18 protein-coding genes and 1 pseudogene are annotated in these 21,989 nt (G+C 42.4%); 7 read left to right on the forward strand and 12 right to left on the reverse strand.

The window, feature by feature from the left end; genetic code table 11:
• Nucleotides 1–25 precede the first annotated feature (25 nt).
• The 5 genes from PY091_RS09475 to PY091_RS09495 all read left to right on the forward strand — a co-directional run bounded on the left by PY091_RS09475 (nt 26) and on the right by PY091_RS09495 (nt 5,804).
• Complete coding sequence (locus tag PY091_RS09475; protein ID WP_275614602.1) at nt 26–1,372, forward strand: TolC family protein; 1,347 nt, start codon at nt 26–28, stop codon at nt 1,370–1,372.
• 51 nt (nt 1,373–1,423) lie between these two features.
• A complete protein-coding gene (locus PY091_RS09480; RefSeq protein ID WP_275649429.1) occupies nt 1,424–2,014 on the forward strand; it encodes a DUF6134 family protein in 591 nt (196 codons plus the stop codon).
• A 43-nt stretch (nt 2,015–2,057) separates the two neighbouring features.
• A complete protein-coding gene (locus tag PY091_RS09485; protein ID WP_275614604.1) occupies nt 2,058–2,831 on the forward strand; it encodes a patatin-like phospholipase family protein in 774 nt (257 codons plus the stop codon).
• Nucleotides 2,832–3,585: 754 nt separating this feature from the next.
• Nucleotides 3,586–5,010, forward strand: coding sequence for a cardiolipin synthase (gene cls / locus PY091_RS09490; protein ID WP_275614605.1), 1,425 nt, complete (start codon nt 3,586–3,588; stop codon nt 5,008–5,010).
• 17 nt (nt 5,011–5,027) lie between these two features.
• Nucleotides 5,028–5,804, forward strand: a complete 777-nt coding sequence (locus PY091_RS09495; protein WP_275614606.1) for a patatin-like phospholipase family protein — start codon at nt 5,028–5,030, stop codon at nt 5,802–5,804.
• Nucleotides 5,805–5,838: 34 nt separating this feature from the next.
• Here PY091_RS09495 and PY091_RS09500 read toward each other — a convergent pair.
• Nucleotides 5,839–7,491: pseudogene (locus PY091_RS09500) on the reverse strand (ABC1 kinase family protein).
• Nucleotides 7,492–7,602: 111 nt separating this feature from the next.
• Nucleotides 7,603–7,938 (reverse strand): DUF308 domain-containing protein, encoded by a 336-nt coding sequence (locus PY091_RS09505; protein WP_275614608.1) that lies wholly within the window; start codon nt 7,936–7,938, stop codon nt 7,603–7,605.
• Between the two features lie 587 nt (nt 7,939–8,525).
• Here PY091_RS09505 and PY091_RS09510 point away from each other — a divergent pair.
• Nucleotides 8,526–9,275: an SDR family NAD(P)-dependent oxidoreductase gene (locus PY091_RS09510; RefSeq protein WP_275614609.1), complete on the forward strand. Its 750-nt coding sequence runs from the start codon at nt 8,526–8,528 to the stop codon at nt 9,273–9,275.
• A 597-nt stretch (nt 9,276–9,872) separates the two neighbouring features.
• Here the strand turns inward: PY091_RS09510 and PY091_RS09515 are convergent.
• The 5 genes from PY091_RS09515 to PY091_RS09535 all read right to left on the reverse strand — a co-directional run bounded on the left by PY091_RS09515 (nt 9,873) and on the right by PY091_RS09535 (nt 15,205).
• Complete coding sequence (locus PY091_RS09515; RefSeq protein WP_275614610.1) at nt 9,873–10,907, reverse strand: bestrophin family protein; 1,035 nt, start codon at nt 10,905–10,907, stop codon at nt 9,873–9,875.
• A gap of 709 nt (nt 10,908–11,616) precedes the next feature.
• Nucleotides 11,617–12,678, reverse strand: coding sequence for an LLM class flavin-dependent oxidoreductase (locus PY091_RS09520; RefSeq protein ID WP_275614611.1), 1,062 nt, complete (start codon nt 12,676–12,678; stop codon nt 11,617–11,619).
• Nucleotides 12,659–13,234: a YceI family protein gene (locus PY091_RS09525; protein WP_275614612.1), complete on the reverse strand. Its 576-nt coding sequence runs from the start codon at nt 13,232–13,234 to the stop codon at nt 12,659–12,661. Before PY091_RS09525 ends, PY091_RS09520 begins: the two co-directional genes overlap by 20 nt.
• A 50-nt stretch (nt 13,235–13,284) precedes the next feature.
• Entirely contained in the window at nt 13,285–13,620 is a 336-nt protein-coding gene (locus tag PY091_RS09530) for a hypothetical protein (protein WP_275614613.1), read from the reverse strand.
• 817 nt (nt 13,621–14,437) lie between these two features.
• Nucleotides 14,438–15,205, reverse strand: coding sequence for an NUDIX hydrolase (locus PY091_RS09535; RefSeq protein WP_275614614.1), 768 nt, complete (start codon nt 15,203–15,205; stop codon nt 14,438–14,440).
• A gap of 132 nt (nt 15,206–15,337) precedes the next feature.
• Here PY091_RS09535 and PY091_RS09540 point away from each other — a divergent pair, with 132 nt between their 5' ends.
• Nucleotides 15,338–17,647 (forward strand): glycoside hydrolase family 3 protein, encoded by a 2,310-nt coding sequence (locus tag PY091_RS09540; protein ID WP_275614615.1) that lies wholly within the window; start codon nt 15,338–15,340, stop codon nt 17,645–17,647.
• Between the two features lie 379 nt (nt 17,648–18,026).
• Here the strand turns inward: PY091_RS09540 and PY091_RS09545 are convergent, their stop codons facing one another.
• The 5 genes from PY091_RS09545 to PY091_RS09565 form a co-directional block, all read right to left on the reverse strand.
• Nucleotides 18,027–18,926, reverse strand: a complete 900-nt coding sequence (locus PY091_RS09545) for a diacylglycerol/lipid kinase family protein (protein ID WP_275614616.1) — start codon at nt 18,924–18,926, stop codon at nt 18,027–18,029.
• A gap of 12 nt (nt 18,927–18,938) precedes the next feature.
• Nucleotides 18,939–19,886, reverse strand: a complete 948-nt coding sequence (locus PY091_RS09550) for an App1 family protein (protein ID WP_275614617.1) — start codon at nt 19,884–19,886, stop codon at nt 18,939–18,941.
• Between the two features lie 8 nt (nt 19,887–19,894).
• Nucleotides 19,895–20,491, reverse strand: coding sequence for an HdeD family acid-resistance protein (locus PY091_RS09555; protein ID WP_275614618.1), 597 nt, complete (start codon nt 20,489–20,491; stop codon nt 19,895–19,897).
• 95 nt (nt 20,492–20,586) lie between these two features.
• Nucleotides 20,587–21,279 carry a DUF1269 domain-containing protein gene (locus tag PY091_RS09560; RefSeq protein ID WP_275614619.1) on the reverse strand — a complete coding sequence of 231 codons (693 nt, stop codon included), beginning with the start codon at nt 21,277–21,279 and terminating at the stop codon, nt 20,587–20,589.
• Nucleotides 21,280–21,453: 174 nt separating this feature from the next.
• Nucleotides 21,454–21,989, reverse strand: a 536-nt coding sequence (locus PY091_RS09565; protein WP_275614620.1) for a lipocalin family protein, incomplete at its 5' end; no start/stop codon positions are given.

Raw genomic sequence — 21,989 nt, forward strand, 5'->3', positions numbered from 1 at the left:
TAAAATGAGAGGAAATTTTATATTCATGAAGTGTTTTGTTTTTCTTGTTCTGGGATTGGGCTCAATGCTCAACCTAAACGGACAGATGCGACTGACCTTGGAGGAAAGTAAAGCGATGGCCCTGGAAAATAATGGGAACGTAAAAAACAGTAGATTGGAATTGGACGCAGCATGGGAGACCAAAAAGGAGGCCTTTACCAATTACTTTCCAAAAATAAGTGCCAGTGCGTTCGGGATGAAGGCTATGGACCCATTATTGGAAATAGGGATGAAAGGTGGGGATTTGCCCGTATATGATGGAACCCCGGCAAATCTGGCCAACCCATTACAGTACGCCTATATGCCCGATGTCAATATAGGGTTGTTCAATCAGATGGCCTTGGGAATTGTAAACATACAACAGCCATTGTATGCCGGAAGCAAGATAAAGACAGGCAATCGTCTGGCTGAACTCAATATTGAGGTTAAGGAAATGCAACGGAAACTTTCAGAGAATGATATCATACTAAAGACCGAACAACAATATTGGCAAGTGATCGTCATTCAGGAAAAGCAAAAAACCGTTGACAGTTACCTTGACTTTTTGGACAGGCTCCATAATCAGGTGAACAATGCCTATGAGAATGGGCTTACCATCAGAAACGATCTTTTGAAGGTGAGCATCAAACAGCAGGAACTGAAGGTCACCAAAATACAGTTGGAGAATGGAAAGAAGCTGGCCCTTATGCAGTTATGTCAGACCATAGGATTGGAATATCGACCTACACTCCTATTGGAGGGGAACTTGGAAGAGCTTTCCTTGCCGGACAGCTATTACATCCCAACGGGGGATGCTTTGCCAAATAGGGCCGAATACCAGTTACTCGAAAAGTCCGTTGATGCAACCGGACTTCAAAAGAAAATGCAAAACGGCAATTATCTGCCCACATTGGGCGTAGGAATTTCAGGATATTACTTAGATCAGCTGGAAAGTGGTGTAGATGGCACTTTCAATGGTTTGGCGTTTGCCTCATTGACAATCCCCATTTCGGATTGGTGGGGCGGTAATCACAAGCTGAAGGAGTTAAGGATACGTGAATCCATGGCCAAGAACAACTTGGAAGAAAACAAGGGCCTGCTTCGCCTGCAGATGGAGAAAGCTTGGGTGGACCTGAACGAGGCATATGATAAAATACAGTTGACGAAAAGCATATTGGAGCAGACAACCGAAAACCTTAGGGTCAACCAAGACAGTTATGACAATGGATTGATCCAGCTATCCGATCTATTGGAGGCCCGTGCGCTGAAGGCGGAGACGGAGGACAAACTTATAGAGGCAAAAAACCGGTACAAACTGGCCGTGACCGATTATCTGCTTCTAACGGCCAGGTAGTCATTAAAAAGATTATGATTAAATTGTAACCTATCCATAAAACTGAATTTTATGTTTTCACACTTCATCACAATCTGGTTTTTGTTGAGTGCTGTCAGCCATAAACCCTCGGAAGGCAAGGTTCTTTATTTTGATATCTATATGAAAGACTCCATGGTGGGCACCCTAAGGGCGGCCATAGATCCGATGGGGCCACAGACACAATATTCCAGTGATACCTCGGTCAAAGTGAAGGTGCTCAAAAAGCTCAAGGTCGACTATGAATACTTGGTCACCTACGAGGATGGTTACCTCTTTGAATCGAATGTTGATGTTTTGGTCAATGAAAAACCACATGCGGAAGCTTATACGAAATGGAACGGTACGGAATACAGGATAATTAAGAATGGCAAAAAGGAACTATCTTTTAACGACAAGGTACCTTATTCCACTATTCTGCTCTTTTTCAGGGAACCTGCCGGGATCGAACATTGTTATTCTGAAATGGATGGCAGCATCAACACCATCATCCCATTGGGTAACCATAGCTATAAAAAAATCAATTCAAAGGGAAGGGAGAATATCTACAGTTACCAAGACGGTAAGCTGAAAAGTGCTTCAATAAGTGGTCTTGTGGCATTCACTATCATGGCTAGGGATTGAACTGGTTGGAAATGTACAAGAACAGAAAATAAAGATAGTAGTTATGGATATTGGTCTGGTACTTTCAGGAGGTGGCATGAGGGGTGTGGCGCACATTGGGGCGATAAAGGCGATGGAGGAATTCGGCATAGTTCCCACCCATATTTCGGGCACCAGTGCAGGCGCGGTAGTCGGGGCCCTGTATGCCAACAACATTGGTTGGGAGGGAATTCTGGATTTCTTTAGGACAACACAGATTTTTCAAGGTGGAAAATATGCAAAGGGAAAACCTGGGTTTATTGATAGTGAAAAGTTCTATAAGGAATTTATAAAAATGCTGCCCGAAGATGATTTTATGGCCTTGGACAAGAAATTGTTCGTAACGGCCACCGATGTTGTAAATGGAACACCGTCCATCTTTGAAGAGGGAGAGCTCATAAGACCCATATTGGCGTCGGCGTCCTTCCCAGGGATGTTTACCCCTACCAAAGTCAACGACCATCTCTATGTTGATGGAGGTATTTTGAACAACTTTCCAGTGGAACCCTTGTTGCTCCTTTGTGATCGAATAATAGGCGTATACGTAAACCCATTGAAAAAAATAAGTACGAAAGACCTCAAACATTCCTATAATGTGTTGGAGAGATCTTATAAGATTAAAATGGCCTATGATTCCATTGAAAAGTTTAAGCATTGTGATTTGGTCGTCCATCCTGATAGACTTGATGGATATAGCACCTTTCAAAAACAAGGTATTGATGAGGTTTTTGAAATTGGATATACAAACACCAAGGAACTGTTGCTGAAATCCAGTTTTTATGGTACACAGGAACCTTGAATTGAACTGGCTTTTTACCAGAGGTTTTTTTATAAGCTACTGTTTTTGTATTATGTTGTTCGGGAAAGGCAATACCATTTTGGGTCAAGAACAGTCCGATTAAAAATTTGGGTTGGAATGTTTAAAAATTCCTGCTTCCTCTTCTGGGTTTTAGGAATGCAATAAAAATGATGTTTAAATGAGCTTTGCTGTTTTTTACCGGCAAGTATTTTGATTTCGGGCAAAGGCTTCTTGGTGTTACCATATCCGGCCAAAGACAATCGTGGATCGAATAAAAGCCACTTGTCGCAATCGTTGATGGTGATGGAATCAATAGGATGGGGAAGGTCAAGGTTCAGTCATAAATATGATATTCCTTTCGAGCGTACCGCCCTGTGAAGGGTAGACGTTGAGATTCTCAACAATGAAAAAGCATATACCAAGGCCTCAATGGAATGGAAAGCTCCAAAATATTGGATTGTACAAAACGGAAAAAGTAACACCTCGTCAAGGATGCTATCGTGTATTCCACAATTCTTTCGTATTTTGAAAATGTAAACTTGGATTTCGGTTACCCGGTTAAGGACGGGAATTTCAATGAATTTTTTTTGGGATATGACTACAGAAAATAAATTGGAAGGGGATGGGGGTTTTATTGCCGTGAAAGCGGTATCCTGATAAAAAGGGCGAACAATGGAAGGCCCAAAGAGTCGCGGATGACAGTAGGAAAATAGGCTTTCCTTCGGTGTATGGTGGAAAAAATGCATATGTAGCTATGGAAGTAGCATTGATTTTATATTTACTTCTTACGATGGCGACGGCCATTAGGCTGTTGGTCTATGGGGCAAGACCGACCAAAACACTGGCATGGCTGCTCGCCATTTTTGCACTTCCTGTAAGTGGCATTCTTCTGTACCTGGCCTTTGGGCGAAACAGGAAAAAGAACAAATTCTTCAAATTGAAGAAGACCAAGGCCGTTTCCGAATATTTGGCAAAGGTGGAAACCTACTATGAGAATGCACATATCGAAGCCCCTGTATCTGTCAAGGACCATATCAAATTGGTAAAGGCAATTACCAAAAGTTCAAGCTCCATACCGCTCATGGGCAATCGGTTGACGCCGTTAAAAGATGGCCCTTTAACATTTGATACTATTTTTGATGCCATTGAAACTGCCGAAAAATTCATCCATATCCAATATTACATCTTTGAGGAAGGGGAACTGGCAGATAGGTTCCTTTCAATCCTCGAGCGCAAGGCAAGGGAAGGCGTGCAGGTACACTTTATATATGATGGGGTGGGAAGCAGGGCCCTATCGAAAAAATACATAGCATCGTTAAAACGGGCCGGAATCAAGGTATATGGGTTTTTGCCGATGCGTTTGGGCAGTTTACTTTCATCCATCAACTACCGCAATCACAGAAAAATTGTGATTGTTGATGGTCTGATTGCCTTTACAGGAGGAATCAATGTATCGGACAAATATATCAAAGGTGACCCGGCTCTGGGAGTTTGGCATGATATGCACCTACAATTGGAAGGGCCCATTGTAAATGGCCTTCAGGCAGTATTTGCGGTAGATTGGAGCTTTGTGAGCAGTACCGATGACATGTTGACCCCAAAGTATTTGTCGACCCCACCCGATATGGGCAACTCGGTGGCCCAGATCATTGCCAGTGGACCGGACTCCGATTTTGCCGCAATCCACCATCTCTATTTTTCAATCATCAATATGGCTAAAAAATATGTGTATATAACCAATCCCTATATCATCCCAGGAGATGCCCTGATGGAAGCATTGCGGGTTGCGGCCCTTGGTGGGGTTGATATCAGGCTGCTGGTGCCCGAAGCTTCGGATAGTGCTGTGGTAAAATGGGGAGTGCGTTCCTATTTTGAGGACCTGTTGGAGGTAGGAGCCAAGATTTTTCTGTTTCAGGATGGCTTTTTGCACAGTAAGGTCATCGTCTGTGATGACCAGGTGACCACTATCGGGACCGCAAATTTGGATATTAGGAGTTTTGAACAAAACTACGAGGTGAACGTTCTGGTCTATGAAAGGGAATTTTCGGAAAAGCTGAGAGATGATTTTTTGGAGGATTGTAAAAAAAGCATTCAAGTCGATTATCAGGAATACCTTAAAAGACCGAAGATGGATCGTTTAAAGGAAGGGATGGCCAAAGTGTTCAGCCCAGTCCTGTGACCAATAGAATAGCATATATGAAAAAAAACATGAACATCGGGTTGGTTTTATCAGGGGGCGGTACCCGTGGAGTAGCACATATAGGTGCCATTAAGGCCATGGAGGAACATGGTATATTCCCTACCCATATTTCGGGTACAAGTGCTGGTGCCGTAGTTGGCGCTTTTTATGCAAGTGGGGTAGAATTGACCCAAATATTGGATTTCTTCAAGACGATTCCCATCTTCCACCCGCAAAAATATGCCAGAGGAAAACCTGGGTTCATCGACACGGAAAAGTTCTATCCCGATTTCAAAAAGCTGCTCCCAGAGGATAACTTCAGGGCCCTCAAAAAAAAGTTGTTCATAACAGGGACCAATGTCATGGAGGGCACGTTGAAGATTTTTGACTCCGGCGAGGTCATCCGCCCCATATTGGCCTCGGCATCCTTCCCCGGGGTTTTTACCCCGACCAGGATTGGAATGTCGTATTATGTGGATGGTGGTGTATTGAACAATTTTCCCATAGAACCCTTGCGGTTATCCTGTGATAGGATTTTGGGGATATATGTAAACCCCCTGAAAAAAATTGGGACAAAGGATTTGAACAGCGCCTATAGCGTACTGGAAAGATCATATAAAATAAAGATGGCGGCAGATTCCATCCAAAAATTCAAGGAGTGTGATCTGGTGGTCCATCCAGAGGAACTCAGCAAGTATAGCACCTTCAACATGAAAGACTTGGAAGTGATTTTCGATATAGGCTATGCCAAAACAAAAAAAGTGCTCGAAGAATCCGGGTTTGCCATGGATTGAGTCAAACCCAGGTCCTTTACGCCCGGGACCATGATCAGTGGTTCCTGTTTCGTATCATGGATATCACAATCCCGACTCCCAGCACAAAGGAAATCAGAAACCCCACAAACCCCAGCAGTGGAACACCGTATACCTTTGGGGGCATGTCAGCCAATACCAAAATTGAGGAACCGATCGATAGGGCCGAAATGATCAAGGCCAGCACCAAACGGTCCAACGAAGTCTTTATCTCCATCAGGCCGTCCACTTGGTGGTGTATGATAAGGGCATTTTTCTTTATTTTTTGGATCAGGTCCATGATTTCCCCGGGCATTTCCGTCCAGGTTTCCGTAATGTTCCTGAAATTTTTGAGCCCTTTAAGGATTCGGTATTTTGGGGAAATCCGCTTTTGTACGATTTGCGAGGCGTATGGGCGCATAAGCTCAAGAATGTTCAAGTCCGGATCCAGTTTTCTGCCGATACCCTCGATAAGTACGATACCCTTGATCAAGAGGTATACATGTTGTGGAAATTCCATTCCATTTTTTCGGAAAATCGCTTTCAGCTTTTTTGTAATAGAAGCTATGTCAAGGCTTTTCAGGGAAGATTGATCGATCAACCCGAACATGTCATGGATATCACGTTCCAATTGTCTGTCATTTTCTATGGAATGCTCCAGTGACATCTTCTTGATGGTGGTAATCAGGGCGGACGCGTTTTTTTGGACAAGGTATTGCGTAAAATCCTCAATTAGTTCCTTGTCCGGGGGGGACATCGTCCCCATGATCCCAAAATCGATAAAGGATATCTGACCGTTATAGGTCACCAGTATGTTGCCCGGATGCGGATCGGCATGGAAATACCCATGTTCGAGAACCTGTTGCATATACAGGTCGTATCCGACACGGGCCACCATTTTGGGATCGAAACCCGCTTGGAGCAAATGCCCTACATTCGACACCTTTATACCTTCGATATATTCCAAACATAGGATATTATTGTTGGATAACTCCCTATAGGTCTTATGTACATAGATGTCTTCATTTCCCCGAAAATCCCTTGTAAAGCGCTCGACGTTGTCTATTTCCTATAAAAATGAGAGCTCACGGTTGATGGACTGTTCAAAGGTCTCGACCATGTTCAAAAGTCCTATCTTCTTTATTTCGTCGTTATGGTTTCCCAACATTCTGGCCAAGTCCTTCATGATCAAAAGGTCTGCCGCTATGATTTCTTCTATACCAGTTCTCTTTATTTTCAAGATGACCCATTCGCCGTTCAGCAATTGTGCCTTGAATACCTGGGATATGGAGGCCGAGGCAAAAGGGATATTCTCGATGATATGGAAGTAATCGGCAGGGTCTATACCAAGCTCATTGGTAATCTTTTCATGGACATCCAATGGTTCTTGGGCCACATCGCTCTGAAGTTTTTTTAGCTCGTCTGTCATGGCAATGGGAAGTACATCGTCCCTGTCACTGAAGAGTTGTCCCAATTTAACATAGGCAGGCCCCAGTTCCTCCACGGCCATTCGGATACGCTCGTAGACTGAACAAGAAAGGATTTTGTCCGATGTTTTGTTTTTCCCAGTCGATTTCAGCGGGACCCATTTTCCAATGTTGTACCGGGCCATGGTATCCTCGAAACCGTACTTGGCCAAGATGTTCACCACCTTTACGGTTCTTTTTAGTTTTCTTGAATTTTCCTTCATTTTTTTATCTATAGGTTGGTCTTGGATACTTTTAAGGGATGTGCCGATACAGTATCGTTCGTTCTAATCCTTTTGGCCCGTAGCCCGTCCTATCAGTTGCCCTGGCTTTAGTCACGGTTGAATATTCCATATTCCGATCATAAAAGAAAGCAACATCATGCCCAGAATCGGGGTGATCGGCAAATAGGTTCCGATAAGGACTCCCGAAATACCGCTGATCGGTTTCCACGCCCATTCCTTCATTTCCCTTCGATTCGAAACGGCAAAATAAGTATCGGTGGCCCTCAAAACAACGAATGTTGTGGAAAAAACCGGGACCAAGATTAAATATGTTTCAATGGGGACGATTAAAACATATGGGCCCAAAGCTATGAAAACAATCCCTGCGATAAAGGGGAGGAGCCTATATCTAACTGTGGGCTCTGAATTTTGAAGTAATGCGGTCATGTTCTGTTTGATTTTTAAAGAACTCCTCGAGGTTTACCTCTGGGCAGTTTATTTATAAAAGTGGTTTCATCTTTTTTACAAGTTCGCTAAAAAATAGCTGTTTTGCACTTTTATTTCATTTTCTTTCTTGGTAGCCCGGTAAGCAGTTTCAAAAGTCTTCGGCCGAATAAAGAATAATCGATTTTCGATTCGATCCAGAAAGTCGGAATGGATTTATTATCCTGTCCATAAATCCGTTCAAAATATGTGTCACAAAGGCCACGTGGCCATGACGAGTGGCGTTACGGGATCGCTTGCATTGGCTTACGAAAGCCATTAGGTGCAATTGTTGGGGGGTATACCCCTGCTTTGGGTGGTCACAATGATGCCTTTTTATGGTCGATCCCTGAATAATATAGCGAATAAGCAGCCGTGTCGTAGGACTGTTGGGAAATAAAAGGCACGGCTGCAGGCAGTTCCCCGGCAGAATGATAATGTCCGCAATGGTATTTCTGCTTGAAGAACAGTTCTAGTATGGGTGACTTATGTCACTTTATAAAACATCTTTATCAAGTAACTTTAGGAAAGTAACATTTGAATTAGTAATTATGAAAACATTGGAAAACAAGGTGGCCCTTATTACAGGAGCTGCACAAGGAATAGGTAAAAGTATGGCCCTGCTTTTTGCCGAGAACGGGGCAAAATTGGTAATTACCGATTTGAATGCTGAAGCTGGGGAAAATGTGGTAAACGCGATAGAAAACAACGGAGGTGAAGCTATTTTCGTGAAAGCGGATACGTCAAATCCCGAAGACTCCCGAAAAAGTGTGGATGCGGCTTTGGCAAGATTTGGCAAATTGGATATTGCCGTCAACAATGCGGGTATTGTTGGTCCCGTACAGTCCATCGAGGAATATGATCTCAATGCATGGAACAAGGTATTGTCGATCAATCTATCTGGCGTATTTTATGGAATGAAGTATCAAATACCCGCCATGCTCAAAAACGGAAGTGGCTCCATTATTAATATGTCCTCAATTGTAGGAAGTGCCGGTGCAGCAAATTTTTCTGCGTATGTATCGTCTAAACATGGGGTGATTGGCCTGACCAGAACGGGTGCTTTGGAATATTCCAGTCGAGGAATACGGATAAATGCAGTTGGCCCTGGATACACCGATACTTCCATGATTGATTTTTTAGACAGTGAGCAAAAGGACATAGTCGGTGCTTCGCACCCTATCGGACGTTTGGCAAGGGTTGAGGAAATTGCCGAATTTGTGCTTTGGTTGGCGAGTGATAAAGCTTCTTTTGCCACTGGAACATACTATCCCATAGACGGTGGTTATTTGGCCCAATAAGTGTGTAAGTTAATTGGAGGGGGTTGGGCCTTTCTATGGCCTGACCCTCTTTCATTTTATGACAGTAATTGCACATGGCCCTTTCGGAAACAATGGCTATTATCTTCAAGGATTAACATGCCCTCACGGTTTCAATGGTCTTAAAACTACATTCGGTCATATCGATATTGTGTGTATGATCATCATTCCCATAAATACCCCTTACACCGAAGTGTTTTGTGTCAATATAACCAAAGGGTAGTCAAAAAATCGGTTGCGCATCTAAAGTCTTCGGGACGTATGGCAGGGCCCTTCAAATTATGTGATGGGCTTTCACTGGTTCCTTGGCAAGAGACATCAAGGGAAAGGATCATGCAACCTGTTTCTGACAATGTACATGTCCAAGGCAGTCTTTTTCTTGGGGATATACAAACAATGGCGTGGCGTTTTTTGCTTTTGTCAAGATCGTTTGCGAATTGTGGTCTATCCGCATTCCGATCCATGCTCTTAAAAGTCAATATTTTTATTATTCTGTACTTTAAAATAGTTTGACAATCAATTACGGCACAATTTTATAGTTCGGGCATTCCCTTGGTTTTTGACGTTTTACTCTACTAGCTACATCAGGACTCCTTTTTTTGCCTCAACGGCGGGCGGCAGATTTGTTTCGCCCAACATTTCCCTTAAATCTATTTCAATTACCCTGCAGAGGGACAACATGGGAATATCGTTGGCCATACTGGAAAATGGGTTTTCAGAATAATCCCCTACCAATTCCATGGCAACGTAGACCCATCCTATTAGAGCTACCACCGGAACTGAAAGCCAAAAGCCAAGTTGTCCCACATCCATCATTTCAGGAACCATGCTAAAAGGTAAAAAAGCAATGAATATTCCCACGAAATAACGACTCATATTGGCATACTGCCTAGGTAGCGGGAATTTTTTAATACGTTCGTTCTTGCCTTGCAACCCATATAGCGCGCGCAACACGTTCACCATTTCCATATGGCGGAAGTCATCGATAAGACCATCGTTCCTTAACTGGGTCAAATCCCTTGACTGCTCGTTGACAATCTGGGTTGCCGTATTCACGGCATTTATCAAACGATCGTGCTCACCAGGCTCCAAAAATGTGTTGAGGCTGCTTCGTGTTTCTTCGTCATCAATAAGACCTACTCCAAATTTCCTTTGGTATTCCTTTGCTGCCCTACCAATGTGCCCTGACTGCGCAATATGTTCCCAAGAAGTAGCTACCAATAATTGACTGCGGTGAGCATACAGCCAGGCAATATGTCGATAAACAAGTCTTTTTTTAATGTGCTTTAATTCTTGGTCCGAAACGTCGTCCTTTGTAAACTGATTTGTAACAAAGCCATCGACCATCAAACCCCAGGTGCGACTATCATTGACAATACCGCCCCAAATTTTACGGGCTTCCCATAACCTGTCATAAGACTGGTTGTTTTTGAAGCCTACGTAAAATGCAACTGCCGTACCGATGACCGATACAGGAATCCAAGGTATTTTGAAAGTGATCAGGTTAAAATGGTACAAGGTGGCAATACTGCCCATTAATGGGATAAGCCATAGGAAATGGTGCCCTGTCATTTTCATCAAACGTACAAAGCTTATGTTCTTGGTTACGATCATGGTTTTTAAGCCTTACGGATTTTAACCGTTGGATACAAGTCTCAAGATAGTGTTTTAAGATGGATGTACAATAATAACATGGGACACCTTCAAATGCAATGGTCAAAAGGTTTCCCTGTCCTTCCATTTAGTGGGAATTTGGAAAAAGATAAGGGATTCACCTCTACAAGTAAGGATTATAATTGTACCACTTTGGGAATTTCTGGGGCTACGGGAATTTTGCATGTCTAAAACCATGTGAAAAACCAAGAGCCATAGTTTAATCCTAATGATATATTCTTGCAGACCATATACAGAAAGTGTAATTGAATTGATTGGTGTCTTACCATTCTTCCTTTTGATATCCGGGGTCGTTTTTTCTCAGGGAGCCAGTTTTCTTTTTTTTATTTGGAACCACCACTGCAGGGAAAGGAAAATCCAGAATGGGTTCGGGATGGATACCCTCATTAGCAGGTTGGCCATTCCCATGCCCCCAAAGCCGAAAATGTAGAGAGCTTAAGAAAAGGGATCATGAACGCCAGCGAAAAGGGATTTGTTAAATACTTTGAAGTAAGAAAACATTGACTGGTTAAACATGGCTGATTGATTTTTTTTGTTTTTGGATATAGTATTAAAGTAGGGTGGGTCAAGGTCTATGGGGCCTGAAGTTGTAATATTCAAATGATTGAATGACAACGATTTATTTGTTTTGATATGCATAGGGCGGTAGCTACCTTAAAAGCCTTTTCACAAGAGGAATTACCTCTGTGGCGTATACTTGAATGGCCTCTTTTACGATTTCATGTGGCATGGTCGCTATGGGCATTTGGATGATAAAGCGGTCGATGCCCAATTGTTTTCGCAGTTGTAAAATCTTGTTGGCCACTTCTTGTGGACTCCCTACGAACAACCCTTTTTCCGGAGAACGGGCCTCATCAAAATCACCCCTCGTATAAGGAGGAAATCCACGATCGGCCAATAGATGGTTTCGGTAAAGTTGTATGTAGGGAAAAAAAGTTTCGGCAGTTTCCTTGCTGTCGTTCAACACGAATCCATGCGCTTGTATACTGAACTTTAGGGTATCCGGATCATGCCCACTTTCCTGTGCGGCATAACGATACAATGTTGCATAGTGACCAAAATCGGCAATATTGCCCCCGAGCATGGCCAATACCGCCGGAAGCCCCAATTTACCTGCCTTTATCACGGTGCTTCTCGAACCGCCCAATGCCAGGGATATATCCAACGGTTTTTCCGTACGTGGATAAATACCGAGGTTATCAATGGAACTGCGTGTTTTTCCGCTCCATGTCACATATTCATGGTCCCTGGCCTTTAATAGCAGGTCGAGTCTTTCATCAAACAAAAGATCGTATTGGTCGAGATCGAAACCAAATAGGGGAAATGTCTCGGTGAACGCCCCACGCCCCACCAATAATTCCGCACGTCCTTTGCTGATAGCATCTATGGTTGCAAAATTTTGATAGACACGAATGGGATCGCTCGTGGATAAAACCGTTACGGCGGTTCCCAACGTAATGTGTTTGGTTTTGGCCGCGGCCGCGGCCAAAATGATGGCCGGGGCAGAGGCGGCAAAGTCAGGGCGGTGATGTTCACCGACCCCGTAAAAATCGATTCCCAATTCATCCGCCAGTACGATATCGTCCACTACCTGCCGTATCCGCTCCGCTTGCGATATGGTCTTGCCGGTATGCGGGTCAGGCATCACATCGGCAAAAGTGGAAATCCCAAACTCTAATTTCCTGGCCAAATCACTGCTGGAATTCGGCATTGACCGTAATCTCTACCTCGTCGCTCAGTAAAGGGGCCGGAAACCCGCTACCTATCCCATGATCAGATCGCTTTATGGTCCCAGATAGTTTGAACCCTGCCGTCGGTTTCTTGGTCATTGGGTTTTCGACGGTTCCCCTATAGTTCAAATCCATTTCTACGGTTTTAGTAATACCTTTAGCCGTTAGGTCTCCGGTGAGTTTATACTTTCCGCCTCCTACACTTTTTATACGGGTGCTTTTAAAAGTGATTTCAGGGTATTTCTCCACATCAAAGAAATCGGGACCTTTAAGATGTGCATCCCTGTCTCCAATTCTGGTACTGATAGATCCTACATTAATCGTAGCTTCGACAACGGCATCGCTAAAGTCTTCTTTACTGCTGCTGATGGTCGCCTCAAATTCGTTGAATGTTCCCGAAACATCAGAGATGCCCAAGTGGGTAATGCTGAAACCTAATTCAGAATGCCCTTTATCTGATTTCCAGAGGTTTTGTATGGTGAATGCCGTTAAGGCCAGCATCGATAACATTGATAAAATTAATCCTACTTTTCTCATCTTTATTTATTTTGATCAATTGATTTATTTACATTTTGATGAAGCATCTACTATACTCTATCCATCATCATAAAACTAAAGGTAATGGCAAAAAATACAATACCAGCAAAAAATACCAATAAGCCTAATTTTCTTTTTGGGTTAATCTTACTTGTCCTAAAGAGAAGATACCCCGCCAGAAAATTGAATAAAGCCCAAATAACATTTGTCATTGGTGATGAAAGCCCTATTGTTGGTGGGTCTGCAAAAGGTGTTGGGAATGGGTGCCCCGAAATTCCATTGATGTAATGTGGTGTTGCATTTGTAAAAAATACTCCTGCAAAAAAACCGGCAATATAATGGTACCATTTCATAGGTTTTTCGGATAATGGGCCTGTTTTTGCCATAGTTATAGATTTTTAATTTTCACTTCATATAAAAAATACCTTATACCTTCTTTACAGTACTCAGTTTTTTCATACTAAATATAGGATATAATCAGCAGGGCACCTGCAATGATCGGAAAAATAATGCACCTGGTGACACCATCTGTAGAAATATGGGCCAACGTGGCGGTAACGAGGGTGGGATTGCGGCAGGACAGAGTTCAAACTTTTTGAAGGAAGACATTGAAATTATTATCAATAAGTCATTTCATATTAGAAGTGCTTGATTTTTATTCATCAGTATCCATCCGTTTAAGCACATCTTTTTTCGATATTTTCTAAGGGTATAGTTTACAAAGCCCCATCGATTTATTTAAGAGGGCAGCTTGACAGTTATACTAGTTTTGTAGAAAACCTATCCTAAAGATCGGGGTATCTACAGTAAGGGAATATCTGAAAATTTCCCCAGCCCTATTGTTGTACTTTGTCCATAAATTCTGTTACATCTTCTACCGTAATGGCGCTTTTGTAATCCCATATTCTATTGTGTTGGTTTGTTGGAATAGATTTAAATGTATCTCCAAACAAAACTAGCAATGCGCACGTAATCCAGAAGACAGGCAAGCTAGAGAAAGAATAGATGTCTGGGAAGCCCAATCGATTTTGAAAATTCAATTGATTATAACCCTTCAAAGGTTAAGTTGTACGAACCCATAGAAGAAAATCATCCTTTGTAGGGATCATACGTGCAAGGATTTTTATACACATCTTCCCATATCCTTGTTAATAATAAGTATAGGATACCAACAATTGAAAAAACAATTTTCATGCAGGTCTATTATAAAGCAAACCCAAACCCCGTTTTTAGGGTTTTTTCGTAAGCCGCAATATTGAAGGTGTATAGATAGGGGGCTTTGTGCGCGACCCCGGGCTTGACCTCATTTAAGCGGTTTAGGATGCCGGTGGCCAACATCTTTCGCTGGAAATTCCTTCGGTCGAGTTTTCGGTCGAGTATGGTCTCATAAAGCTTTTGTAGGTCTGGCATCGTAAATTTTTCTGGCAATAGATTATAACCTATGGGATAATGGTTGATCCAGAATCGCAAACTTTGCCAAGCTTCATCAAAAATGTGTCGGTGGTCATGGGCAAGCTCGGGCAAATCGTGGACGTTAAACCATTCGCATTTTTCCGAAAGAATATCAGGAATTGGTTTAACCTTGGAATATTCGACCAGGGCATAATATCCCACGGAAATAAATCGGTCGAACATCCAACTGTCCTTTTTGATCTGTAAATTTTTGAAGAATAGTTCGGGAACCGTAAAGGAAGAACGACTTAATCCACCGAACGTTTGGAACTGGTGCAAAAAAATATCTGTAAGACCTGTTCGTTCCGTTAATATCCTTTTTACGGCTGTTTCCATTTCCTCATCCTTAAGGATAAACCCGCCCGGTAACACCCATGAGTTCAGGTTTTTCATGTTCAAAAGTAAGACCTTCAACTCGTTTTCATGAAAACCGAACACCACGCAGTCAATGGAGATATGGGATAAATAGTGTTTGTGGCCCTGATTGAAAAATTTCTCGATATATTCTTTGTATTCCATCCTTCAAAGGTAAGTAGCTCTTGCATGAAAAATAATTTTTTTATCAAACGGATCGTTGCAATCAATCATTGCGTATATTTAACACAATGAAAAATAATTTTGATTCTAAAATATGATTAAATGATTTTCGGTATGAAATTGACTAATATACGATATAGGTTAGGTAGTGTTGTGTTGGTTGCACTTATGGCAAGCTGTGGCCCAAGGTTCACGGAAGAAAAGAGGGACGGTTTTGTCCTGCTCCACAATGAAGAAGGGAGCACTCTTGGTTATAGCCCGAATTCGGGGGTCGCCATTCTTACCGTTGATCGATTGGCATTTAAGGATTTGAACCAAAATGGGGTATTGGACCCTTACGAGGATTGGCGCCTATCAGAAACCGAAAGGGCCCAAGATCTGGCCACAAAAATGAGTACAGAACAAATAGGTGGATTAATGTTGTACAGTGCGCACCAATCCCTTCCCGGTATGGGCAATCCCTTGTTCGGTCCCGTTACCTATAATGGAAAGCCTTTTCCGGAAAGTGGTGCCGCTGCAAGCGATCTTTCCGATGGGCAGAAGAAATTTTTAAAACAGGACAATCTTCGGCACGTACTGATCACCTCGGTTGAATCGCCAGCCGTTGCGGCCCGATGGAACAACAAGGCACAGGAACTGGTGGAAGGTATCGGGTTGGGGATTCCCATCAATAGCAGTTCGGATCCCAGGCATGGTAGCGATCCCATTGCGGAATACAACGCAGGGGCAGGGGGTAAAATTTCCATGTGGCCGGGGACATTGGGACTTGCTGCAAGTTTTGATCCTGATGTGATGCGGGAGTTTGGAGAAATTGCCTCCAAGGAGTACCGGGCCTTGGGAATTACCACAGCCCTGTCTCCCCAAATAGACCTGGCCACTGAACCACGATGGTCGCGTTTTGACGGTACTATGGGGGAAGACCCAGTTTTGGCAACCGATATGGCAAGGGCCTATGTGGATGGCTTTCAGTCTTCGGACGGTGGCGGTTGGGGCTACCAAAGTGTAAATGCCATGGTAAAGCACTGGCCTGGGGGAGGACCCGAAGAAGGGGGGCGTGATGCCCATTTTGGCTACGGGGCCTATGCGGTATATCCGGGGAACAACCTGAAGGACCATTTAAAACCCTTTACCGAAGGTGCGTTCGCCTTGGAAGGAGCTACCGAAAAAGCTGCGGCCGTTATGCCCTATTACACCATTTCCTATGGACAGGACACAAAGAATGGCGAAAATGTGGGCAATGCTTATAATAAATACCTGATTACCGACCTTCTCAGAAACACCTATGGATATGACGGGGTAGTTTGTTCGGATTGGGCGATTACGTGGGAAGTTTCTTCGGTGCATGAATTCCAGGGAAAGGCTTGGGGAGTCGAGAATATGAGCATAGCGGAAAGGCATTATAAGGCCCTAGAAGCCGGTGTTGACCAGTTTGGGGGCAATAATGACATGAAGCCGGTGGTTGAAGCCTACCAAATGGGAGTGGAGGAACATGGAGAGGAATATATGCGGCAACGGTTCGAAACTTCGGCAGTGCGTTTGTTGAAAAACCTATTTCGGACAGGGTTGTTCGAGAATCCATATTTGGATATTTCTGAAACCGAAAGTATTGTAGGCAATACCCAATTTATGGAGGCCGGTTACAAGGCGCAATTGAAATCCATCGTCATGCTGAAAAACCAGGAAAAGACTTTACCTGTCAATACTGGGAAAAAAGTTTATGTTCCCCAAAGACATGTAGCTGCCAGCACAAACTGGTTCGGTTTTGACACCCCGGAACGCATGGAGAACACTTTTTCCATGGAAGTAGTGGGCAAGTACTTTGAAGTTGTGGACGATCCGAAAGAAGCTGATTTTGCGCTGGTCGGCATAAACAGTCCTGATGGCGGGGTGGGCTATGATATTACCGATAAGGAGAAAGGGGGGAATGGGTACGTTCCCATAGCTTTGCAATATGGATCCTATACGGCTAAGGAAGCTAGGGAAACGAGTTTGGCTGGGGGAAGTCCCTTCGAGGATTTTGCCAATCGTTCGTACAAAGGCAAAACAACAACGGCGGTAAACACAACGGATATGGATTTGGTCAGGGACACCAAAGAAAAAATGGGAAATAAACCCGTCATCGTGGTGGTCAAGGCTTCCAAACCCATGGTCTTTTCTGAAATAGAATCCGCAGCCTCGGCCATTTTGATCAATTTTGGGGTACAGGACCAAGCATTGATGGACATCATTTCAGGAAAAATGGAACCTTCCGCTTTATTGCCTTTTCAAATGCCTAAGGATATGAATACGGTGGAGCTACAATTGGAAGACGTTCCCAGGGATATGAAACCCTATTCCGACTCGCAAGGCCATACCTACGACTTTGGCTTTGGTTTGAACTGGAACGGGGTCATTGCCGATGAACGCACCCAAAAGTATAAATAATCAGGAGATTCAATGACCAAAAGTGCAAACAGTATGCGGTATTTCCCAGTAGAATAGAGTATGACTTCAAAAACGAGCTGGTTCGAACTTTTCGGGGCAATAAAATTTTTGGCGCGGTCTCTTTATTGATAAGAAGCCTGAAGGAAATAAAAAAGGAGATTTCCTGCACTATTTTCAGAAAATAGGCTTAAGTGCCCAAAAAAAATTGTTCAAACCCTTTTCAGGACATTGCAGACGAGGAATGCCAAAGCCAACAAGAGCTTGGTGGCGGCAAGCCCTACTACAAAATAATCCAGAAATTCAGGCTATCCACACGGTGAGCACCAATACGAAGGATTAGATAATTTTTACTAGGAAAGCCTTTGTCGGGATGGAGTTGTTAGGAATTTACATACGTATTTTCGTTATGGGTAATCAGCTTGACGGCTCCTTTTAAGATTTTGACCTTTATTTCTTTAAAATGGCCAATGACTTCGCCATCCAATTGTAACAGCCTTGGTTCTTCAAAAAGAATAGATGCACTATCTCCGTTTAAAACCTTTCCGTTCTGGCTATCATGGAAGCTTTCATCAAATTTTGATAATCCCGCCTTTATCAATGAATTTGCATCTATCTTATTGACAATTACAATTTCAAATATTCCATCCATTGGGTTTCCTGTTACGTTCAAGGGTACCCCTGTACCGTATTTCCTGGAATTACAGATACCCACCATCAGAGCTTTTTCCCTAATTTCTTTTCCATTTATATTCAATGTAACTCCAAATGGAGTCAAATTTTTTAGTTCTTGAAGAAAATATTTTGCATAAGTGGCCATTCCACGATTTTTATCTTTTTCATAGGAATCCACAATTTGTGCATTTATACCAATATCACCTATATGAATGCAATAATGTGCATCATTCACCAACAGCATATCCAGAGATCCAATAACATTGGACAGAATAACATCTTTTAATGCCTTCATTGGTTCTGGATTTACACTTAGCTCTGTAGCCATCCCATTGGCCGAACCCAACGGAATGATTCCCATGGGTATGCAAAAATCCAATAAAGAGATGGAAGTGAACAGCGTAGTTCCATCCCCGCCTACAGATACCACTCTATCAGGCTTGAATGTTTGTACCACCTTTTTTAATTCAATTTGATCATCTTTTCCCGTGGTTTTAAAGATGTGGTGATCAATTCCATATTTCTTGCAAAGGGTTTTTGCCTTTTTAAGGAAGGGTTCCTTATCGACTCCACCCGATATTGGATTTACTACAAATAATAGTTTCATAAAGGTTTTTGATTATGTTTTTGATGATATATCCGATTCCTCTAAATCGTCATCGGCTTTAAAGTATTTTACAGGTATCCCTGTGTTTTTTAAACTTTCTATCCCTTGTTTTTTTGATAAATTAATTTTAGGTTTGGTCTGCCTAATGTAAATCTTAAGTATATTTTTGGGAAAGGCCTTTGCGGTCTCAAAGTATATTTCCATATCACGCTGACTGTCGTCACCAAGCAGGATATATTTTTCTTCGGCTGAGTTTTCTATAAGAAAACGAATTCTATTCATCTTAAAATCTTTTGCTTTTTTGGTGCTCAACAATTTCCAAAGACTCATATAAGGTGTGAGAAAAAGCACTCCTTTTGGCAAGCCGCTATGTTCGATAAAGTTGGTCAAGGTTCCAAAAAGATTGCTTTCACTTTTAGAAACATAGTAGGTGTTGGCTTTCCGTTCTTCAAAAACCTTAAATAGTTTATGGGTAAAGTCAATTGGCTTTCTTTTTTTGGGTGTTTTAAATAAAAGAACGGAAACCCGTTTAAAGAAATCGGCAGTGAACGATTCAATTATGGTATCGTCAATATCGGATATTACACCCAAAGTATTTCCTAGACTTTTATGGGCAATGGGGTAGTTGTGTATGATTCCCAAAGGTCTATTCCTGCCATGTACCATTACATCTATTCCTCTCCGATGCTGGTAATCGGCTATTGTCCAAAAACTTCCGTTCGCATCGGTTTTTGTTTTTGTTGTTACACCATCTGCTATCAACGAAATATTTTTGTTGCTGTAAGGTCTAACAGAATAAGTTTTGGTGATGTTGATTAAATTCCTGAAACTACCCGATTTTCTAGCTACATCATATGGAACATTTGTTAAAAGGACACCCATTATAAGTGTCCTTTTGTCTATAAGTGGCAATGCGGATAGTTGCCAAACAACAGGGGAAGGCCTGGGGGTTCTACCCATAATAGTGTTTATTTTATTGATTTTTCTACCTGCACTATTTTTTTATTTACTTTTTTAAGTTTAAACGACAAGATAATATTCGCCACTCCTGTCACAATGAAAGCTATGGCAGTCCATGCTACAATGGTCACACCCCCAAACAGAGGATTTAAAATAATGAACCATGACAAGGGTACCAAAAGTAGTCCGAAAATAAGATAATAGCCCCAATCCAGTATTTTATATGTTTTCAGTTCGAAGGAAAATCCTATTAATGTAAATGCCCTGAACAGTAACCAGAACCCAACATAAAATGGCAGGATAACCAAAGTCAACCCAAAATTGGATATTAGAATCACACCTAAAATCAATTCCATGATGCCTAATGCGAGTTGCCATCCCCAACCATCAATTTCGTTGCGATTTGTGGTGGCAAACCAAATCTGTAACAAACCTGAAACTATGGCGCTTACCGCAAATAAGACGGAAAGTGACACATAACTCTCCAAGGGATAGGCAAATACAGTCACGCCCAGGACGATGAACACCAATCCCAATATAAGCAGTGCCCACCAGTTTTTAATATCTGTTCTAATTTCTTTTAATGCTGATTTTAAATTTTCCATGATTAACTAATTTTAGTATTGAACCCATTATATACCGGTGTATATTTTGATTTGCAAAGGAAAAATTGCACAACCTACTGTTGTGGTACAAAGAATTAATTCTTGTCAAAATTACTTTTGATCTTCTCTTGGGTTTTGGCCAACCAAGTTTTCAACGTATTTTTTTGTGCTTTCATCTTATCTCGATACTGCTTTTGCTTTTTGTCCCTCTTGTCCCTAAGCTCATCTAACTTGGCCTGGGCATTTTGCTTGGCGTTCCCAACGGCTTTTTTGACATTCTCCTTGGCTTCTTCTATTTCCTTGTCCATTGCATCAAGGTCTGCTTCGATAGCCTTGGAGAGTTCTTCATCAACATCTACACGGGTGATTTCTGCCAAATCTCCAATACTTGAATCAAGCGGGGTTTCCCATTGTTCAAAAATGTGGGCGACCACTACTACTTTACCATTGGGCAAATTGGCAGATACTTTTTCGAGTAGTTCGTCGGTACTCATTGAATTCATAGTGTCAGCGGTCAGACCTGCCAATGAACCAAATGTTCCACCAAGCAAGAACCCATAGGGGCCAAACAAGGCTCCGAGCAAAGCACCTGCGGTGCCACCTACCAGTGTTCCCCCAAGTGAATTGGAAGCATCTTCCTTAAGGGCAATCTTCCCGTCTTCTTCCTTTTTGATAATTACATACTCCGAAAGGTTTAAGTCTTCTTTGTCGTTGAGTTCCTTTAGCGTTTCCAATACTTTGTAAGCATCGTTTTCATTGTTTGTCGAAAGTTGAATGATTTTTTCCATTTCTTTGTTTTTTATGTTGTTCTAATTTCAACAGGATTAAAATTATAGTATTGATAAATTATCGATGTTTTCTTGAACCTATTATTCTCTTATAGCTGTTGGCGTTTAGAAAGACGGGTTGAATTTATAAAAATCCAACCCGGTCAGACATTTTATGAGGAGATACACGGAGAATCAGAACATTCTGTCCTTGTTCCAGTTGCCCACCATTTCAACAAGGTTATAGCCTGTTACGGGTTTTCCCCTGAAAGTTCCGGTAATATTGCATAAGCCTTCGTATTTAGGTAAAATGTCAGAAGGTACCTCCTGTTCTTTTTTGATTGCCCTTACGATCAGTTCAGCCTCCAGTTCGGGTATCTTGACGACCCAATTGGTCGGATAGCGTTGCCCCATAGGGCTTATCCAGAACTCGCTTGCAGATTCGGCAAGAGGTTCGACATTTGCAACGATATGGGAACCATCCGGTTCTGCCATGGTCACCCAGCTGGATTGCTTTCCATAAAGATAGATATCCCATAAACCCAATACATCTCCGTTATCGAGTGTAAGGTTCATCCATGTCCAGTACATGTCCTGTTCCTGAAAGGTTCCTTTCATTGGCTTTTCTTTGTTTCCAAAGAAATCATGGCGCCAGAACCATTGCCTGTCATACCATGTTTTGCCAAAAACCTTATGTGTCTCGCCGTTGAAGTTTAAAGTGCCACTGCCCA

Source organism: Flagellimonas okinawensis (assembly GCF_029194005.1).
Classification (GTDB): Bacteria; Bacteroidota; Bacteroidia; order Flavobacteriales; family Flavobacteriaceae; genus Flagellimonas; species Flagellimonas okinawensis.